Source organism: Micromonospora globbae (assembly GCF_036184225.1).
Lineage (GTDB): Bacteria > Actinomycetota > Actinomycetes > Mycobacteriales > Micromonosporaceae > Micromonospora > Micromonospora globbae.
This window is the reverse complement of record NZ_CP108084.1, coordinates 4,865,730-4,884,178: the sequence shown is the minus strand read 5'-3', so window position 1 is coordinate 4,884,178 and position 18,449 is coordinate 4,865,730. Positions and strand designations below refer to the sequence as shown.

The 18,449-nt window shown below is 73.2% G+C and carries 15 protein-coding genes; 12 read left to right on the top strand and 3 right to left on the bottom strand.

The features are described 5' to 3' along the window. The first annotated feature begins 25 nt into the window (after positions 1–25). Positions 26–982 (top strand): ATP-binding cassette domain-containing protein, encoded by a 957-nt coding sequence (locus OG994_RS21985; protein WP_120327806.1) that lies wholly within the window; start codon positions 26–28, stop codon positions 980–982. Next, positions 979–1,770 (top strand): ABC transporter permease, encoded by a 792-nt coding sequence (locus OG994_RS21980; RefSeq protein ID WP_120327805.1) that lies wholly within the window; start codon positions 979–981, stop codon positions 1,768–1,770. The genes OG994_RS21985 and OG994_RS21980 overlap by 4 nt, the downstream gene beginning before the upstream one ends. Here OG994_RS21980 and OG994_RS21975 read toward each other — a convergent pair. Then, complete coding sequence (locus OG994_RS21975; RefSeq protein WP_328850833.1) at positions 1,746–4,940, bottom strand: ATP-binding protein; 3,195 nt, start codon at positions 4,938–4,940, stop codon at positions 1,746–1,748. The genes OG994_RS21980 and OG994_RS21975 overlap by 25 nt on opposite strands. Positions 4,941–5,326: 386 nt before the next feature. On the opposite strand from OG994_RS21975, the gene kdpF reads away from it, so the two are divergent. The 7 genes from kdpF to OG994_RS21940 all read left to right on the top strand — a co-directional run bounded on the left by kdpF (position 5,327) and on the right by OG994_RS21940 (position 14,009). Beyond that, positions 5,327–5,416, top strand: a complete 90-nt coding sequence (gene kdpF, locus OG994_RS21970) for a K(+)-transporting ATPase subunit F (RefSeq protein ID WP_091344381.1) — start codon at positions 5,327–5,329, stop codon at positions 5,414–5,416. Then, the gene (gene kdpA, locus OG994_RS21965) at positions 5,416–7,071 is read left to right on the top strand and encodes a potassium-transporting ATPase subunit KdpA (RefSeq protein WP_328850832.1); all 1,656 of its coding nucleotides are present in this window, start codon (positions 5,416–5,418) and stop codon (positions 7,069–7,071) included. The genes kdpF and kdpA overlap by 1 nt, the downstream gene beginning before the upstream one ends. 21 nt (positions 7,072–7,092) lie before the next feature. Further along, positions 7,093–9,285, top strand: coding sequence for a potassium-transporting ATPase subunit KdpB (gene kdpB / locus OG994_RS21960; RefSeq protein ID WP_328850831.1), 2,193 nt, complete (start codon positions 7,093–7,095; stop codon positions 9,283–9,285). Then, the gene (locus tag OG994_RS21955) at positions 9,285–10,166 is read left to right on the top strand and encodes a potassium-transporting ATPase subunit C (RefSeq protein ID WP_328850830.1); all 882 of its coding nucleotides are present in this window, start codon (positions 9,285–9,287) and stop codon (positions 10,164–10,166) included. The genes kdpB and OG994_RS21955 overlap by 1 nt, the downstream gene beginning before the upstream one ends. Positions 10,167–10,245: 79 nt before the next feature. Continuing rightward, positions 10,246–12,798: a sensor histidine kinase KdpD gene (locus tag OG994_RS21950; RefSeq protein ID WP_328850829.1), complete on the top strand. Its 2,553-nt coding sequence runs from the start codon at positions 10,246–10,248 to the stop codon at positions 12,796–12,798. Beyond that, the gene (locus tag OG994_RS21945) at positions 12,795–13,475 is read left to right on the top strand and encodes a response regulator (RefSeq protein ID WP_120327797.1); all 681 of its coding nucleotides are present in this window, start codon (positions 12,795–12,797) and stop codon (positions 13,473–13,475) included. Before OG994_RS21950 ends, OG994_RS21945 begins: the two co-directional genes overlap by 4 nt. Positions 13,476–13,601: 126 nt before the next feature. Continuing rightward, the gene (locus tag OG994_RS21940; protein ID WP_328850828.1) at positions 13,602–14,009 is read left to right on the top strand and encodes a four-helix bundle copper-binding protein; all 408 of its coding nucleotides are present in this window, start codon (positions 13,602–13,604) and stop codon (positions 14,007–14,009) included. 57 nt (positions 14,010–14,066) lie between these two features. Here OG994_RS21940 and OG994_RS21935 read toward each other — a convergent pair whose 3' ends face one another. Both OG994_RS21935 and OG994_RS21930 read right to left on the bottom strand, forming a co-directional pair. Beyond that, complete coding sequence (locus tag OG994_RS21935; protein ID WP_328850827.1) at positions 14,067–14,237, bottom strand: hypothetical protein; 171 nt, start codon at positions 14,235–14,237, stop codon at positions 14,067–14,069. A gap of 105 nt (positions 14,238–14,342) precedes the next feature. Beyond that, positions 14,343–14,873: a DUF421 domain-containing protein gene (locus OG994_RS21930; RefSeq protein ID WP_328850826.1), complete on the bottom strand. Its 531-nt coding sequence runs from the start codon at positions 14,871–14,873 to the stop codon at positions 14,343–14,345. Positions 14,874–15,022: 149 nt separating this feature from the next. Here OG994_RS21930 and OG994_RS21925 point away from each other — a divergent pair, with 149 nt between their 5' ends. The 3 genes from OG994_RS21925 to OG994_RS21915 are packed head-to-tail and all read left to right on the top strand — an operon-like array spanning position 15,023 to position 18,440. Next, the gene (locus OG994_RS21925) at positions 15,023–15,523 is read left to right on the top strand and encodes an HPP family protein (protein ID WP_120327795.1); all 501 of its coding nucleotides are present in this window, start codon (positions 15,023–15,025) and stop codon (positions 15,521–15,523) included. A gap of 17 nt (positions 15,524–15,540) precedes the next feature. Further along, entirely contained in the window at positions 15,541–17,979 is a 2,439-nt protein-coding gene (locus OG994_RS21920; RefSeq protein ID WP_328850825.1) for a molybdopterin oxidoreductase family protein, read from the top strand. 2 nt (positions 17,980–17,981) lie between these two features. Then, positions 17,982–18,440 (top strand): hypothetical protein, encoded by a 459-nt coding sequence (locus OG994_RS21915; protein ID WP_120327794.1) that lies wholly within the window; start codon positions 17,982–17,984, stop codon positions 18,438–18,440. The last annotated feature ends 9 nt before the right edge of the window (positions 18,441–18,449 follow it).

The window sequence follows — 18,449 nt, the reverse complement described above, 5'->3', positions numbered from 1 at the left end:
TCCCGGCCGGCCGCACGCTTCTCCCATGACGACGACCTCACGACGGCCGGCGATCGCCGCGACCGGCCTCCGCAAGACGTACGGCGAACACGTCGTGCTCGACGGCATCGACCTCCATGTCGCCGAGGGGACCGTGTTCGCGCTGCTCGGCCCGAACGGGGCCGGCAAGACGACCACCGTCCACATCCTCTCCACGCTGATCCGGGCCGACGCCGGCGACGTGCGGGTGCTGGGTCACGACCTCACCCGGGAACCGGACCGGGTCCGCGCCGGCATCGGTGTGACGGGGCAGTTCTCGGCGGTCGACGGGCTGCTCACCGGCGCCGAGAACCTGAAGCTCATGGCCGACCTGCTCCATCTGGGCCGGGCGGCGGGCCGGCGGCGGACCGCCGACCTGCTGGAGCGCTTCGATCTCGTCGACGCGGCGGGCAAGCCGGCGGCCACCTACTCCGGCGGGATGCGCCGCCGGCTCGACCTGGCGATGACGCTCGTCGGCGAGCCACGGCTGATCTTCCTCGACGAGCCGACCACCGGCCTGGACCCGCGCAGCCGCCGGGCGATGTGGCAGATCATCCGCGACCTGGTGGCGGGCGGGGTGACCATCTTCCTCACGACCCAGTACCTGGAGGAGGCCGACCAGCTCGCCGACCGGATCGCCGTGCTGGACCACGGCCGGCTGGTCGCCGAGGGCACCGCCGAGGAGCTGAAGCGGAGGGTGCCCGGCGGGCACATCCGGCTGCGCTTCGCCGACGGCGACGCACTGGCGCTGGCCTCCCGCGTCCTCGGCGACGCACCACGCGACGAGGAGGCGCTCACCCTCCGGGTGCCCAGCGACGGCGGCGTCCGCTCGCTGCGCGCCCTGCTCGACCGGCTCGACGACGCGGCCGTGGAGGTCGAGTCGCTGAGCGTGCACACCCCCGACCTCGACGACGTCTTCCTCACCCTCACCGGCCACCCGACCCAGGAGAAGGTCAGCGCATGAGCACCATGGCCCACACCCTCAGCGACTCCGCGACCATGCTGCGGCGCAACCTGCGCCACATGCAGCGCTACCCGTCACTGACCCTGATGATCATCGGAATGCCGGTGGTCTTCCTGCTGCTCTTCGTCTACGTCTTCGGCGGCACCCTCGGCGCCGGGCTCGGCGGCACGTCCGGCGGCCGGGCCGAGTACGCCACGTACGTCACCCCCGGCATCCTCCTGATCACCATCGCCGGGGTGGCGCAGGGCACGGCCATCTCGGTGGCGATGGACATGACCGAGGGCATCGTGGCCCGCTTCCGCACCATGTCGATCGCCCGGGTGTCGGTGCTGACCGGTCACGTCGTCGGCAGCCTCATCCAGACCATGCTCGGTCTCGCGGCGGTCACCGGGATCGCCCTGCTGGTCGGCTTCCGCCCCACCGCGAATCCGGTCGAGTGGCTGGCGGCCACCGGGCTGCTCGCCGCCGTCACCTTCGCGATCACCTGGCTGTCGGTCGCCCTCGGCATGGTGAGCAAGAGCGTGGAGACCGCGAGCAACCTGCCCATGCCGCTGCTGCTGCTCCCGTTCCTCGGCAGCGGGTTCGTCCCCACCGACTCGATGCCCGCGGGACTGCGCTGGTTCGCCGAGTACCAGCCGTTCACGCCGGTGATGGAGACGCTGCGCGGCCTGCTCGTCGGCGGACCGATCGGCTCCAGCGCGACGCAGGCGCTCGCCTGGTGCGCCGCCATCTCGTTGCTCGGCTACCTCTGGGCACGCCGCCTCTACGACCGGGACGCCTCGCGGTGACCGCCGGCGCGGGCGGCCAGCACCGACAGCGCGGCCGCCCGCAGCTCGGCCGGATCGAGGGCGGCGTACGACGACACCGCGTCGGCGTACGCCGCCTTGTCCGCCTGCTCGGCCTCGTGCCGGGCCGTGACCGAGGACATCGTGGGCTGGAAGTCCTTGAGGAAGCGGAACCGCTCCGCCAGGGCGACCAACCGGGCGCCGGTGGCGGCGGCCACCGCGTCGCCGGTGCGCCGGGCCCGCTCGATGTCCACCATGGCGAGCGCCAGGAGGAGCGTGCCGCAGGTGGGCTGCTCCGCCACGAACGCGGGCGGGTTCACGGCCGGGTTCGCGAGCATCCGGCACAGGTGGCCGGCCAACTCGTCGGGCAACGCGGGAACGAGGTCGAGCCGGCCGCACCGCGCGTGCGCGACGACGGCGACCGCCTGGATCTGGAGGCCCCACGGGGTCGCACCGGACGTGTCCGCCTCGAACAGCGGATCGACGGACGCGGTGACCTGCGCGACCGCCTGCCGCCACAGGTCGAGTCCGCGGTCGGCCTCGCCGCGCCACAGCCGGACCTCCGCCCGGACGCCCAGCGCGAACGACGCCAGCCCGTACGCGTCGCCGAGGTCGTCCCGGGCCGCCAGGTCGAGCCAGCGCTCCGCGGCGTCGACGTCACCGGCCCCGAGGTTGGCGAGCGCGAGCGCCCAGCGGAGCTGGATCACGTCGGCCCACGGCCCCGTCTCCTCCAGCAGACCGAGCGCGACCGTGAGGTGGTGCCGGGCCTGCTTCCACTCCTCCTGCTGCGCGAGCAGTTCGCTGAGCCGGGTGTGGGCGAGGATCCGGAACCACGGGTTGACGCCCGTCCCGACGCCGTCGACCATGCGCCGGGCCGCGTCCAGCGCCTCCTCCGGGTCGCCGTCCCGCTCGTAGAGGTAGGTGCCGAGGCAGTGGGCGAGACAGGCCACGACCGGTTCCGGGCCGTCCTGGAGCGCGCGCAGCGCGGCGCGGTCCGCGCCGATCGCCGGGAGGGCGTCCAGCAGGATCGACAACGCCCCGGTCAACGTGGCCGCCGACGGCGGTGGCAGGCGGCGCAGCGTGACCAGCGGGCGGACGGGCCGGGCGCCCTGGAGCATCAACAGGTTCGCCGCGGAGAGGGCCGACGCGGTCCTGGTCACCTCGACGAACTCCGGCGTCGGCCGGTAGTGCGACAGCAGCGGCCCGGTCTCCTCGGCGAGGGTGAGCATCCGGGTGTAGGCGGCCTCCAGCGTCCACATGCTGGCCAGGACCGCGGCGGTGGCCGCCACGGTGGCGCCGTCGTCCCGGGCAAGTCCCATCCGGTACGCCTGCACGATGTTGTCCTGCTCGGCGCGGACCAGTTCGGCGGTGCGGAACGCCTCGGGGCCGAGCAGCGCCTCGTGGTGCTCCAGCCCGACACTCCGCGCCCAGGCCAGGAAGCGGCCGGTCACCACCTCGGTCTCCCCGGCCTCGTCCCGCCGGGCGGCGCTGAACTCGCGGACCGTCTCGAGCATCCGGAACCGTACGCCGGTCACGGTCTCGTCGACCTTCAGCAGGGACTGGTCGACGAGATGCTCCAGGACGGGCAGCGGGTCGCCGTCGACCACGAAGCGCGCCGCGTCGGCGGTGAAGCCGCCCGGGAAGACCGAGAGGGCCCGCATCGCCGTCCGGCCGGCCTCGTCGAGCAGGTTCCAGCTCCAGTCGACCACCGCGTGCAGGGTGTGGTGCCGCTGCGGCGCGTCCCGTGGCCCGCCGCGCAGCAGGGCGAACCGGTCGTCCAGCCGGCGGGCGATCTCCGCCACCGACATGGTCCGGACCCGGGCCGCCGCCAGTTCCACGGCGAGCGGCAGCCCGTCGAGGTGCCGGCAGAGCGAGGCCACGGTGTCGCCGTGCAGTTCGACGCCCGGCCGCGCCGCGCGGGCACGCTGCCCGAACAGCTCGACACTGGTCGACAGCGTCAGCTCCGGGAGCAGGTGGACCGCCTCCGAGGACAGGCCCAGGGGCGTACGGCTGGTGGTGAGCACCCGCACGTCGTGGGTCATCGCCACCAGCCCACCAACGAGGTCGGCGGCGCCCCGTACGACGTGCTCGCAGTTGTCCAGCACCAGCAGCGCGGGGCCGGTGCCGAGCGCCGCGGCGATGCCGGCCAGGAGGTCCCGCCCGCCGGGGTGGGCGGAGGCGCCGGTGGCGCGGGACTCTCCGACGCCGAGGGCGGCGGCCACCTCGGGAACCACGTCGTCGTCCGTCCGGACGCCGGCGAGCGGCACGAGGTGGACGACCCGTTGCTCGGCCCGCCGGGCCACGAGGTTCGCGAGCCGGGTCTTGCCCAGCCCGCCCGGCCCCACGATGGAGGTCACCCGCGAGGTGCGGAGCAGGTCGGTCACCGCCGCGATGTCGGCGTCCCGGCCGAGCAGCGGATTCGGCTCGTACGGCACGCCCTGCCGGACCGTGGGCGACTCGCCGCGCAGCAGGTCCCGCTGCACGGCCTGAAGTGCGGCGCCCGGGTCCGAGCCCAGCTCGTCGCGCAGCCTCCGGCGGTACGCCTCGTACCGGGCCAGCGCCGCCGACGGGCCGGCGGTGGCCGCCTCGGCGCGCAGCAGTTCGGCCAGCACCTCCTCGTCCCGTGGACGCTGGGCGGCCAGCGCGCCGAGCGGCCCGACCGCCTCGGCGTGCCGGCCGAGCCGGGCCAGCGCGAGCGCCCGGGCGCGCACCAACGCGCGGTACGTGGCCGCCCGTTCCGCCCGCAGCGCCGCGAGCGGGTCGACGGCCTCGGTCTCCTCGGGCGGCCCGGCCCAGTGCGCGAGCCCGGCCTCGGCGTGGGCGAGGGCCGCCGCGTGGTCGCCCGCGCGTGCCCGGTCGGCGCTCGCGGCGGCGAGGCCGCGTACGGCGGCGGCGTCCACCTGCTCCTCGGTCAGGGCGAGCCGGTAGCCGGTGGGCGTCCGCTCGATGACGTCCGCGCCGAGCTGTGCCCGGGCACGGGAGACCAGGACCTGTAACGCCTTGGCGGGGTTCTCCGGCAGCTCGTCGGGCCAGAGCCCGGCGATGAGGCGGCCGGTGCCGCAACCGGTGCGGAGGTCCGTGGCGAGCAGCGCGAGCAGCCCGCGGAGCCGGGAGCCGGTGATCTCCCGGCCCCGGTAGGAGACGCCCGCAAGCAGGATCAGCTCGGCGGTCACGCGACAAGGTTAGGCCCCCCGCCCCCCACCGCGTCGATCTTGCACTTCCGGCCCTCGTTTCGCGGCTTCTACCCGGAATGCCGGGGCAGAAACTGCAAGATCGCGGGAGGGGGTGGGGCGCGGGGGCGCGGGGCGCGGGGGTGGGGGGCGGGCGCGGGGGCGGGGGTGTGAAAGGGGCGTCAAAAAAGGGGGTCGTTTCGTCATGCTTCCGTTATGGGCCCTGTCGCCCCTGTGACCCCGGGGTTTTGATTGCCCGGCGCGACCGGAAGGCGGTCGCGGACGAACCTTTCCGTACGAGGAGTCAGCGTGTCTGACGTGGTGTTCGTGGTCCTGACGGTGGCGCTCTTCGCGGCGCTCGCCCTCGTGGTCCGGGCGGTGGAGAAGCTGTGAGCGCGGTCAATGCCGTCGGCCTGGTGCTGGCGATCGGCCTCGGGATCTTCCTGGTGGCCGCCCTGCTCTTTCCGGAGCGCTTCTGATGACCATGACAGCAGCCGGTGCGGTCTTCGTCCTGTCGCTGGTGGTGGCGCTGGTCGCCGTCCACAAGCCGTTCGGCGACCACATGTACCGGGTGGTCACCGGCACCCGGCACGCCCGCGTCGAACGCGGGATCTACAAGCTCGTCGGCGTCGACCCGGCCGCCGAGCAGAGCTGGGGCGTGTACGCCCGCGGCGTGCTGGCCTTCTCGGTCGTCTCGCTCCTGTTCCTCTACCTGCTCCAGCGGGTGCAGGACCGGCTCTGGCTCTCGCTGGGCTTCGACCCGGTGGTGCCGCACGGCGCCTGGAACACCGCCGTGTCGTTCGTGACGAACACGAACTGGCAGTCGTACTCGGGTGAGTCGACCATGGGCCACCTCGTCCAGATGGCCGGCCTCGCCGTGCAGAACTTCGTCTCCGCCGCCGTCGGCATCGCGGTCGCCGTCGCCCTGGTCCGTGGCTTCGCCCGGCACCGCACCGGGCACCTGGGCAACTTCTGGGTCGACCTGACCCGGATCACCCTGCGCGTCCTGCTGCCCGTCGCCGTGCTCGGCGCGTTCGCGCTGATGCTCGGCGGGGTCGTGCAGAACCTCTCGGGCGGCACCGACGTGACCACGCTGACCGGCGGCAGCCAGACGATCACCGGCGGGCCGGTGGCCAGCCAGGAGGTCGTCAAGCTGCTGGGCACGAACGGTGGCGGCTTCTACAACGCCAACAGCGCCCACCCGTTCGAGAACCCGACGTCGTGGACCAACTGGATCGAGCTGTTCCTGATCCTCGTGATCCCGTTCAGCCTGCCCCGGGTGTTCGGCCGGATGGTCGGGCAGAACCGGCAGGGGTACGCCATCGTCGCCGTGATGGCCATCCTCGCGCTGGCCAGCGTCACGCTGACCAACGTCTTCGAGCTGACCGGCCACGGCACCGTCCCGCAGGCGGTCGGCGCGGCGCTGGAGGGCAAGGAGGTCCGCTTCGACGTCTCGAACTCGGCGACCTTCGCCGCGGCGACCACGCTGACCTCCACCGGCGCGGTGAACTCGTTCCACGACTCGTACACCGCGCTCGGCGGCATGGTGCCGCTGCTCAACATGATGCTCGGCGAGGTGGCCCCGGGCGGCGTCGGCTCCGGCCTCTACGGCCTGCTGACCCTCGCCGTGATCACGGTCTTCGTGGCGGGGCTCATGGTCGGCCGGACGCCGGAGTACCTGGGGAAGAAGATCGGCGCCCGAGAGATCAAGTTCGCCTCGATGTACTTCCTCGTCACCCCGGCGCTGGTGCTGATCGGCACGGCGGCGGCCTTCGCCACCGGCAACGCCGCCACGGCGCTCAACGCCGGCCCGCACGGGCTCTCCGAGGTGCTCTACGCGTTCACGTCGGCCAGCAACAACAACGGGTCCGCGTTCGCCGGCATCACCGTGAACACCACCTGGTGGGACACCGCGCTCGGCCTGTGCATGCTGCTCGGCCGGTTCCTGCCGATCATCTTCGTGCTCGCCCTGGCCGGCTCGCTGGCCCGCCAGCAGCCGACGCCCGCCTCCGAGGGCACCCTGCCGACCCACCGGCCGCTGTTCGTCGGGATGGTCGTCGGCGTCACCGTCGTCCTCGTCGCGCTGACCTTCCTCCCCGCCCTCGCGCTCGGCCCGCTGGCCGAGGGGCTCTGATCTCCCATGAGGAACGAGAACATGTCCGTCACGTCCGTGACATCCGGGGCCGGCGAGTCGCCCACCCCCGGCACCCCCGCCACCCAGGGCGACCGGGTCGGCGGCGGCCTGCTCGACCCGGGGCAGCTGCTCCGGTCCCTGCCGGACGCGCTGCGCAAGCTCGACCCGCGCACGCTGTGGCGCAACCCTGTGATGCTGATCGTCGAGATCGGCGCCGCCTTCACGACCGTGCTCGCGGTGACGGACCCGTCCGTGTTCGGCTGGGCCATCACCGTCTGGCTCTGGCTGACGGTGGTCTTCGCCAACCTCGCCGAGGCCGTGGCGGAGGGCCGGGGCAAGGCGCAGGCCGCCACCCTGCGCCAGGCGAAGCGGGACACCATCGCCACGCGGCTGATCGGCTGGCGGCCGGGCGCCCCGGCGAACGCGTACCGGGACGAGGCGGTGCCCGCGCCGGAGCTGCGGCAGGGCGACATCGTCCTGGTCGAGGCCGGCGGCGTCATCCCCGGCGACGGGGACGTCGTCGAGGGCATCGCCAGCGTCGACGAGTCGGCCATCACCGGTGAGTCCGCCCCGGTGATCCGGGAGTCCGGCGGCGACCGCAGCGCGGTCACCGGCGGCACCAGGGTGCTGTCCGACCGGATCGTCGTGAAGATCACCCAGAAGCCGGGCGAGAGCTTCATCGACCGCATGATCGCCCTGGTCGAGGGCGCCAACCGGCAGAAGACACCGAACGAGATCGCGCTGAACATCCTGCTCGCCGCGCTCACGATCATCTTCCTGCTCGCGGTCGTCACCCTCCAGCCGCTGGCGATCTTCTCGAAGGGCTTCCAGGCCGCCGCGCCGGACACCGGCGCCATCACCGACGCCGGTGTCACCGGCGTGGTGCTGGTCTCCCTGCTCGTCTGCCTGATCCCCACCACCATCGGCGCGCTGCTGTCGGCCATCGGCATCGCCGGCATGGACCGCCTCGTGCAGCGCAACGTGCTGGCGGTGAGCGGTCGGGCGGTCGAGGCGGCGGGCGACGTGAACACCCTGCTGCTCGACAAGACCGGCACGATCACGCTCGGCAACCGGCAGGCCGCCGAGTTCCTGCCCGTCGAGGGGGTCGAGGCCGCGGAGGTCGCGGACGCCGCCCAGCTCTCCAGCCTGGCCGACGAGACGCCGGAGGGCCGCTCGGTGGTGGTGCTCGCCAAGAAGGCGTACGGGCTGCGTGAGCGCGAGCCCGGCGTCATGCCGCACGCCACGTTCGTGCCGTTCAGCGCGGAGACCCGGATGAGCGGTGTCGACCTCGGCGCGGAGAGCGTCGACGGCGGCGTACGCCGGATCCGCAAGGGCGCGGCGGCCGCCGTCATGAAGTGGGTACGCGACAACGGCGGCCACCCCACGGCGCAGGTCGGCGAGGTGGTCGACGCGATCAGCGGCACCGGCGGCACCCCGCTGGTGGTCGCCGAGCACCTCGACGGCCGGCCCGCCCGCGCGCTCGGCGTCATCCACCTCAAGGACGTCGTCAAGTCCGGCATGCGCGAGCGGTTCGACGAGATGCGCCGGATGGGCATCCGGACCGTCATGATCACCGGCGACAACCCGCGGACCGCGAAGGCCATCGCCGACGAGGCGGGAGTCGACGACTTCCTCGCCGAGGCCACGCCGGAGGACAAGCTCGCCCTCATCAGGAAGGAACAGGAGGGCGGCCGGCTGGTCGCCATGACCGGCGACGGCACCAACGACGCGCCGGCGCTCGCCCAGGCGGACGTCGGTGTCGCCATGAACACCGGCACGTCGGCCGCCAAGGAGGCCGGCAACATGGTCGACCTCGACTCGGACCCGACGAAGCTCATCGAGATCGTCGAGATCGGCAAGCAGTTGCTCATCACCCGGGGCGCGCTCACCACGTTCTCCATCGCCAACGACGTGGCGAAGTACTTCGCGATCATCCCGGCCATGTTCGCCGGCCTCTACCCGAGCCTGGACGCGCTGAACGTCATGCGCCTGGCCAGCCCGGAGTCGGCGATCCTGTCGGCGGTGATCTTCAACGCGGTCGTCATCGTCGCGCTGATCCCGCTCGCCCTGCGCGGCGTGCGGTACCGGCCGGCCAGCGCGTCGAAGCTGCTCAGCCGCAACCTTTGGCTCTACGGCCTGGGCGGCCTCGTCGTGCCGTTCGTCGGCATCAAGCTCATCGACCTGCTCGTCCAGTTCATCCCAGGGATCTCGTGATGCGCCTACCAACCTGGCTCGCCCAGCATCTCGCCGCACTGCGGGCCGTGCTCGTCCTCACCGTCGTGCTCGGCCTGGCCTACCCGCTCGCGATGGTCGCCGTCGGCCGGATCCCCGGCCTCGACGCCAGGGCGGACGGCTCTCTCGTCACCGTCGACGGGCGTACGGTCGGCAGCGGCCTGATCGGCCAGTCCTTCACCGACGGCGACGGCAACCCGATCGCCCGCTACTTCCAGAGCCGTCCGTCGGCGGCGGGGGACGGCTACGACCCCACCGCCACGTCGGCCAGCAACCTCGGGCCGGAGAGCGTGGTGGACACCGTCGCCACCGATCCCGGGGAGTCCACGCAGAGCCTGCTCACCCAGGTCTGCGCCCGGAGCCGGGCGGTCGGTGAGCTCGACGGTGTGGACGGCAGCCGGCCGTTCTGCACGCCGGACGGGGTCGGCGCCGTGCTCGCGGTGTTCCGCGCCGACGGGTTCACCGGCCCGGTCACCCGGGTGGTGAGCGTCAACCAGACGGCTCCGGCCACCCCGTTCCTCGCGACCTACGAGGGGGTGCCGGTGGAGCTGGCCCAGCCGGGCCACGACTACGTGGCCGAGGGTGGGATCGTCACCCCGATCCGGGGCGACGCGCCGGCCGACCCCGCGGTGCCCGCCGACGCCGTCACCGCCAGCGGCAGCGGCCTCGACCCGCACATCAGCCCGGCGTACGCCGAGTTGCAGGTGAACCGCGTCGCCCGCGAGCGCGGCGCGGACCCGGCCGCGGTCCGCCGGCTCGTCGAGGAGCACACGACCGGCCGGGCGCTCGGCTTCATGGGCGAGCCCGGGGTGAACGTGCTCGAACTCAACCTGGCCCTGGACCGGGAGTTCCCGGCCCGCTGATCTGTCGGGAAGGGGCCCCTTCGCCGCGTCCGGCGTGAAGAAGGGGCCCCTCCTTCCGCGCATCGGAGAGGATGTGCCCGTGGCAAGGGGAGAGCTCCGCATCTACCTCGGGGCCGCTCCGGGCGTCGGCAAGACGTACGCCATGCTGGAGGAGGCCCACCGGCGGGCCGAGCGGGGCACCGACGTGGTCATCGGGCTCGTCGAGACGCACGGCCGCAAGCACACGGCGGCCATGATCGGCGACCTGGAGCAGGTGCCCCGTCGCACCGTCGAGTACCGCGGCGCCGAGTTCACCGAGATGGACGTCGACGCCGTCCTCGCCCGCCGGCCGCAGGTCGCCGTCGTCGACGAGCTGGCGCACACCAACGTGCCCGGTTCCCGTAACGGCAAGCGCTGGCAGGACGTGCAGGAGCTGCTCGACGCCGGGATCGACGTGCTGTCGACCGTCAACATCCAGCACCTCGAGTCGGTCAACGACGTGGTCGCGCAGATCACCGGCACCGTCCAGCGGGAGACCGTCCCGGACGAGATCGTGCGGGCCGCCGAACAGGTCGAGCTGGTCGACATGACGCCGGAGGCGCTGCGCCGGCGGATGGCGCACGGCAACATCTACCGGCCCGACAAGATCGACGCCGCGCTGGGCAACTACTTCCGGGTCGGCAACCTCACGGCGCTGCGGGAGCTGGCGCTGCTCTGGCTGGCCGACAAGGTGGACGAGCAGCTCGGCCGCTACCGCGACCAGCAGGGCATCGCCGAGACCTGGGAGGCCCGCGAACGGGTGGTCGTGGCGCTGACCGGCGGCCCCGAGGGCGAGACGCTCATCCGCCGGGCCGCCCGGATCGCCGCCCGCAGCAAGGGCGCCGACCTGCTCGCCGTGCACGTGGCCCGCAGCGACGGGCTGGTCGGCGCCGACCCGGCGCAGCTCGCCCGGCAGCGGGTGCTGGTGGAAAGCCTCGGCGGGACGTACCACCAGGTCCTCGGCACCGACGTGCCGGCCGCGCTGCTCGACTTCGCCCGGGGCGTCAACGCCACCCAGCTGGTGCTCGGCGCCAGCCGCCGGGGCCGCCTCGCCCAACTGCTCTCCCGCGGCGTCGGGGTGACGACCATCGCGCAGTCCGGCGCCATCGACGTGCACCTCGTCACCCACACGGAGGCCGGCCGGGGACGCCGGACCGCCGGGGTGCCGGCGGCGCTGTCCGGCCGCCGGCGGCTGCTCGGCTTCGCCCTCGCGGCGCTCGGTATGCCGCTGCTGACCGTGCTGCTCACCGTGGTGCCCGACCTCACCCTGGCCAGCGACATCCTGCTCTTCCTCGCCGGCGTGGTCGCCGTGGCGCTGGTCGGCGGGCTCTGGCCGGCACTGGTCGCCGCGCTCGGCGGGTCGCTGCTGCTCAACTGGTACTTCACCCCGCCGTTCCACACCCTGACCATCGCCGAGCCGGACAATCTGCTCGCCCTGGCCGTCTTCGTCGGGGTGGCGCTCGCAGTGAGCTGGATCGTGGACGTGGCGGCGCGGCGCACCCGCGAGGCCGCCCGCGCCGCCGCGGACGCGCAGACCCTCGCCGCCGTGGCCGGCGGCGTGCTGCGCGGCGGGCGCCCGCTCACCGCGCTGCTGGACCAGCTGCGGGAGACGTTCGGGCTGCGCGCGGTGAGCGTCCTGGAGCTGGCCGAGGAGGCGGTGGGGCGCCCGGCCCGGGCCCACGAGGAGCGGGCCTGGTGCGTGGTGGCGAGCGTCGGCGACCAGCCGGCCACCACGCCGGACGGCGGGGAGACGGCGGTGCCGGTCGACGAGCGGATCACCGTCGTGCTCTCCGGCGCCCGGCTGGAGGCCGCCGACCGCCGACTCGTCGAGGCGTTCGCCGCCCAGGCCGCCGTGGCGCTGCGCCAGGAACGCCTCGCCGAGGAGGCGGCCACGGCCCGGCCGCTCGCCGAGGCCGACCGGATGCGCACGGCGCTGCTCGCCGCGGTCAGCCACGACCTGCGTACGCCGCTCGCCTCGGCCAAGGCGGCGGTGACGAGCCTGCGCAGCCCCGACATCGACTTCGACGAGGAGGACCGGGCGGAGCTGCTCGCCACCGCCGAGGAGTCGCTGGACCGGCTGGCCCGGCTGGTGGCCAACCTGCTCGACATGAGCCGGCTCCAGGCCGGAGCGCTCGGTGTCACGCCGGCCGTCATCGGGCTGGAGGACGCGGTGCCGCGCGCCCTGGACGAACTCGGGCCCCAGGCCGCCGGTGTCGCCACCGACATCGCCGCCGACCTGCCCGCCGCCACCGCCGACCCGGGACTGCTGGAACGGGTGCTCGTCAACGTCGTCGCCAACGCCCTGCGGTACAGCCCGCCCGGCCAGCCGCCGACGATCACCGCGAGCGCCCACGCCGGTCAGGTCGAGCTACGGGTCATCGACACCGGCCCGGGCATCCCGGAGGACCAGTGGGAGCACGTCTTCCTGCCCTTCCAGCGGCTCGGCGACCGGGACAACCAGACCGGCGTCGGGCTGGGGCTGGCGCTCTCCCGCGGGCTGGCCGAGGCGATGGGCGGCAGCCTCACCCCGGAGACCACGCCGGGTGGTGGACTGACCATGGTGCTGCGGCTGCCCGCCGCCACCCACGGCATGGTGGAGGGACCACAGGAATGACGCGCATCCTGGTCGTCGACGACGAGCCGCAGATCCTGCGTGCCCTGCGGATCAACCTGCGCGCCCGCCGGTACGACGTCGACGTGGCCGACAGCGGCGCGGCCGCGCTCAAGACCGCCGCCGGCCACCCGCCGGACCTGGTCATCCTCGACCTCGGCCTGCCGGACATGGACGGCGTGGACGTCATCCGTGGTCTGCGGGGCTGGACCAGCGCGCCGATCATCGTCCTGTCCGGGCGGGCCGGCAGCGAGGACAAGGTGGGCGCGCTGGACGCGGGGGCCGACGACTACGTGACCAAGCCGTTCGGGGTGGAGGAGCTGCTCGCCCGCATCCGGGCGGTCACCCGACGGCTCGGCCCCGGCGGCGACGCGAACGCCGCCCTGCGGGTCGGTCGGCACACCGTCAACCTCGCCGACCGGACGGTCACCCGCGACGACGGCGCCGAGGTCAAGCTGACGCCGATCCAGTGGTCGGTGCTGGAGAAGCTGCTGCGCCACCCCGGCAAGCTGGTCAGCCAGCGGCAGCTCCTGCACGAGGTGTGGGGGCCGGAGTACGAGAACGAGAGCAACTACCTGCGGCAGTACCTGGCCCAGCTGCGCCGCAAGCTGGAGGACGACCCCGCCCGTCCCCGGCACCTCATCACCGAACCGGGGATGGGCTACCGCTACCGTCCCTGACCCTCGTGCGGCCGGGGTGGGACGGCCACGTCGCCGTGGGGTGGGCCCCGGGGGCCGGTAGGCATGTCCGGGAGGTGTTCGGGTACGGCTGGCGGAGCCCTTGTCCACCACGATCGGAGGCAGTCAGTGGCCAGCGTGACGATGTCGATGCTCGAGGCGTACCCGAAGTCGATCAACCTGGACCGCGCGAAGCTGGCGGCGGTCATCGACACGCTCAACTCCTGCGCCCAGGCGTGCACCACCTGTGCGGACGCCTGCCTCAGCGAGGACATGGTGGCCGAGCTGGCGAGGTGCGTCCGCTCGAACCTTGACTGCGCGGACGTCTGCACGACCACCGCCCGGGTGCTGTCCCGGCACACCGGATACGACGCCAACGTGACCCGCAGCCTCCTGGAGGCGTGCGCCACCACCTGCCGTTCCTGCGGCGACGAGTGCGCCCGGCACGCCGACCGGCACGAGCACTGCCGGATCTGCGCCGACGCCTGCCGGGAGTGCGAGCGGGCCTGCCGGGATCTGCTGGCGACGATCAGCTGAGCGACGACCGCCGACCGCCTGCCGGCACAGCCGGGGCGGTCGGCGGGATGCCTGGGGTCAGCGGCGGGTCTGCTGCTTCGCGGCCTGCGGGTCCATGCCCTTGCCGACCTTCTTGAGGGCGTCCTTCAGCTGACTCTCCGTCATCTTGGAGTTGCCCTCGATGCCCGCGTTGTGGGCGCGCTGACGCAGATCGTGCAGTTGCTCCCGGCTGGTCATCTCAGCCTCCATCCGTGTGACTCGCACGAGGCGCGGCCTCGCGCCGGGCAGCACACGGTTTCCCGGTGCCGGTACGGGCAAACGGGCCGCCGGTCAGGGGACGCGCCGGCCCGCCGGTCAGGGGACGCCGCGGCGTCGGCTCTGCGAGCGGGGCTGGTCGTCGTCGCCGCTCGACGTGGTGACGCTCACCTGCCCGTCGGACTCCATCCGGGCCTCCCGGACCTTCGCGATGTCGTCGACGCCCTGTTCGCGTAGTTTCTGGCGCAGCTCCTCGTCCGTGATCAGCTCCCGCCGCATGTTCCGGTGCAACATGCGCCCGTCGCGGACCAGGACGAGCGAGCTGGGCCGGATCACCCGGGCGGCGGCCGGCCAGCGGTACGCGACGGCGTCGAGCAGGTACGACCAACCGATGATCACCGCGACGAGCAGCACCCCGTCGGTGATCGAGGTGTAGTTGCCCGACATGCCGTTCTGGGCGGCGTCGGCCAGCAGCACGATGACCAGCAGGTCCGTGACGCCGGTGGTGCCGCTCTCGCGCTTGAGGATGACCCGGAGCAGCCCGAAGAGGGTCAGGTACATCACGCTGCCCCGGACGACCGTCTCCAGCAGCGGCGTGCTCGGAACGAACACCTGCCCCCAGTCGATCACGGCGTTGGCTACCCGTCCGCGGCGGGGCCATTCCCCGCCCGGGCCGGGGTTCGACCCGTCTCTCCCGTTTGGGCCGCTTCACGCCGGGCAGGTGTGAGGATCGGACCGGTGGAGAAAGCCGGCTGAGCCCGCGAGGAGGTGGCACGGCGATGGCGAACGCGCGGGACGCCACCCACATCCTCGTGGGCGGCGCCGTCGCCGTCGTGGTGGCCGGCGCGGTCGCGATCGCCACCGGGCAGCCCTGGCTCTTCCCGAGCCTCGGCCCCGCCGTCATGCTGCACGTGGAGAAGCCGCGGGCGCCGCAGTCGTCACCGCGCAGCACCCTCATCGGGCACGTCGTGGCGCTGCTGGCCGGGTACGCCTTCCTGCTGGCCTGCGGTCTCGCCGATCACCCGTCCGCGCTGGAGGAGGGCGTCAGCGGGTGGCGGATCGTCGCTGCGGCCGGCTCGCTCGCGGTCACGGCCGTGGTGCTGTACCTGCTGCGGGCGTCGCACCCGCCGGCTGGCGCCACCACGTTGATCGTGAGCCTCGGACTGCTGCACACCCCGGTCCAACTGGTCGTGGCGGCCGCCTCGGTGCTGCTGGTGACGGTCGTGGACTGGGCGTACAACCGGGCGACGGGTCGGGCGATGCCCGTGTGGGCGGCCTGACGTGGAGGGAGTGGATCGTGGTTGACCGGATCGCCGACCCGTGGGGGGACCGCACTCCGTACGGGCCGGGGCAGGAGTGGCCGGTGCGGGTGGACACGTTCCTCGACGCCGGCCTGCGGGAGTCGGACGTCGACCGCTGGGTGCAGTCGGCGTCCATCCTGCACTCCAACGGGGACGCGCTCGACATCGCCGTGAAGGACGGCCGGATCGTCGGCGTACGGGGCCGGGCGGTGGACCGGGTCAACCGGGGCCGGGTCGATCCGAAGGACCTCTACGGCTGGCAGGCCAACCACAGCCCGGACCGGCTGACGCGGCCCCTCGTCCGCGAGGGCGGACGGCTGGTGGAGACCGACTGGGACACGGCCATGGGCCGGATCGTGGCCCGCTCGCAGGAGCTGCTGAAGGGCCCCGGCGGGTGGGGGCACTTCGGGTTCTACACCACGGGACAGCTGTTCCTGGAGGAGTACTACACGCTCGGCGTGATCGGCAAGGCGGGTATCGGCACCCCGCACATGGACGGCAACACCCGGCTCTGCACGGCCACGGCCGCGGCGGCGCTCAAGGCGACCTTCGGCGCCGACGGGCAGCCCGGCTCGTACACCGACATCGACCACTGCGACGCGATGGCGCTCTGGGGGCACAACGTCGCGGAGACCCAGACGGTGCTCTGGATGCGGATGCTCGACCGGCGGCGCGGCCCGAACCCGCCGGCCATGCTGGCGGTGGATCCCCGGGCCACGGCGGTCGCCCGCGAGGCGGACCTGCACCTGGCGATCCGCAACGGCACCAACATGGCGCTGATGAACGGCCTGCTGCGGGAGATCATCCGCAACGGCTGGTACGACGAGCAGTACGTGGCCGCGCACACCCTCGGCTTCGACGAGCTGTGCCGGACGGTCGACGCGTACCCGCCCGAGCGGGTGGCCGAGATCTGCGACGTGCCCGCCGCCGACGTCCGCCGGGCCGCCGAGCTGCTCGGCGGGTCGCAACGGCTGCTCTCCACCGTCCTCCAGGGCTTCTACCAGTCCAACCAGGCCACCGCGGCGTCCTGCCAGGTCAATAACCTGCACCTGATCCGCGGGATGATCGGCCGTCCGGGCGCGGGCATCTACCAGATGAACGGCCAGCCCACCGCGCAGAACACCCGGGAGACGGGCGCCGACGGGGACCTGCCCGGCCTGCGGAACTGGGAGAACCCCGAGCACATCGCCGAACTGGCCCGGCTGTGGAACGTGGAGCCGGAGATGATCCCGCACTGGGCGCCGCCGACGCACGCCATGCAGATATTCCGGTACGCCGAGCAGGGCTCGATCAAGCTGCTCTGGATCAGCGCCACCAACCCGGCCGTGTCCCTGCCGGACCTGTCCCGCATCCGGAACATCCTGCGCCGGCCGGAGCTGTTCGTCGTGGTGCAGGACCTGTTCCTGACCGAGACCGCCGAGTTGGCCGACGTGGTGCTGCCCGGCGCGACCTGGGGCGAGAAGACCGGCACCTTCACGAACGTGGACCGCACCGTCCACCTCAGTGAGAAGGCCGTCGACCCGCCCGGCGAGGCCCGCGCCGACCTGGACATCTTCCTCGACTACGCGCGGCGGATGGACTTCCGCGACCGCGACGGCCAGCCGCTGATCCGGTGGACGACCCCGGAGGAGGCGTTCGAGGCGTGGAAGGAGTGCTCGCGGGGGCGGCCCTGCGACTACACCGGCCTCAGCTACGAGAAGCTGCGCGGCGGCAGCGGCATCCAGTGGCCGTGCACCGAGGAGCGCCCCGACGGCACGGAACGGCTCTACACCGACGGCGTGTTCCCCACCGACCCGGAGGTGTGCGAGACCTACGGCCAGGACCTGGCCACGGGTGCCGAGTTCACGGCCGCCGAGTACCGGGCGAAGCAGCCGGGCGGGCGGGCGTTCCTGCACGCGGTCGACTACCAGCCCTCACCGGAGGTGCCCGACGCGGAACATCCGCTGCTGCTCACCACGGGTCGCACCGTCTACCAGTTCCACACGCGCACGAAGACCGGGCGGGCACCGCAACTGAACGCCGCCGCGCCGGACGTGTGGGTGGAACTCAACGCGGCCGACGCCGATCGCCTCGGCATCGCCGAGGGGGACCTGGTGGGGATCGCCTCGGCGCGCGGCGGGGTGCAGGCGCGGGCCCGGCTCAGCGGCATCCGCCCCGGCGTGGTCTTCCTGCCGTTCCACTACGGCTGGTTCGACCAGGACCCGGCCGACCGTACGCCGCGGGCGGCCAACGAGCTGACCATCACCGCCTGGGATCCCGTGTCCAAACAGCCGCTCTTCAAGGTCGCCGCGGTCGCCGTGGCCCGGCTCGGCGACGGGCGGGGCGTACCGTCCCCGGCGCCGACCGTCGGGGGCAGCGCGCCCGTGGTGGCCGGTGTCCCGGCCACGGTGGGTGGACCCGCCGCCGAGGCGACCAGCCGAGCGGGAGGGGAGTGACGATGCATCTCGCCCACTACCTCGGTCTGCTGCACCGGGCCCAGCTGAACCTCGCCGACGCGTTCCGGCAGGTCGGCGCGGCGCACGGCGAGGAGCCGGACGTCTTCCACCTGTGCGAGCAGCAGGCGAAGCGCTGCGACGGGTACGCCGAACAGCTGCGCCCCTTCGCCGAGCGGTACGCCGAGGAGGCGCCGGCCGAGCCGGACCGGCTGCACTCGGAGCTGTTCCGGGGCACCCGTACCGGCGGGATCGGGCTGCTCCGCGACCTCCAGGACCTCTACCTGATGGCGGCGGAGTGCGACATCTGCTGGACGATCGTCGGGCAGGCCGCGTACGGGGCCCGGGACCGGGAGCTGCTCGCCGTGGTCCGCCGCTGCGAGGGGGAGACCGCCATGCAGCTCAAGTGGCTGCGTACGCGGATGAAGCAGGCCGCACCGCAGGCGCTCGTGGTGGCCGAGTGACGGTCGTCC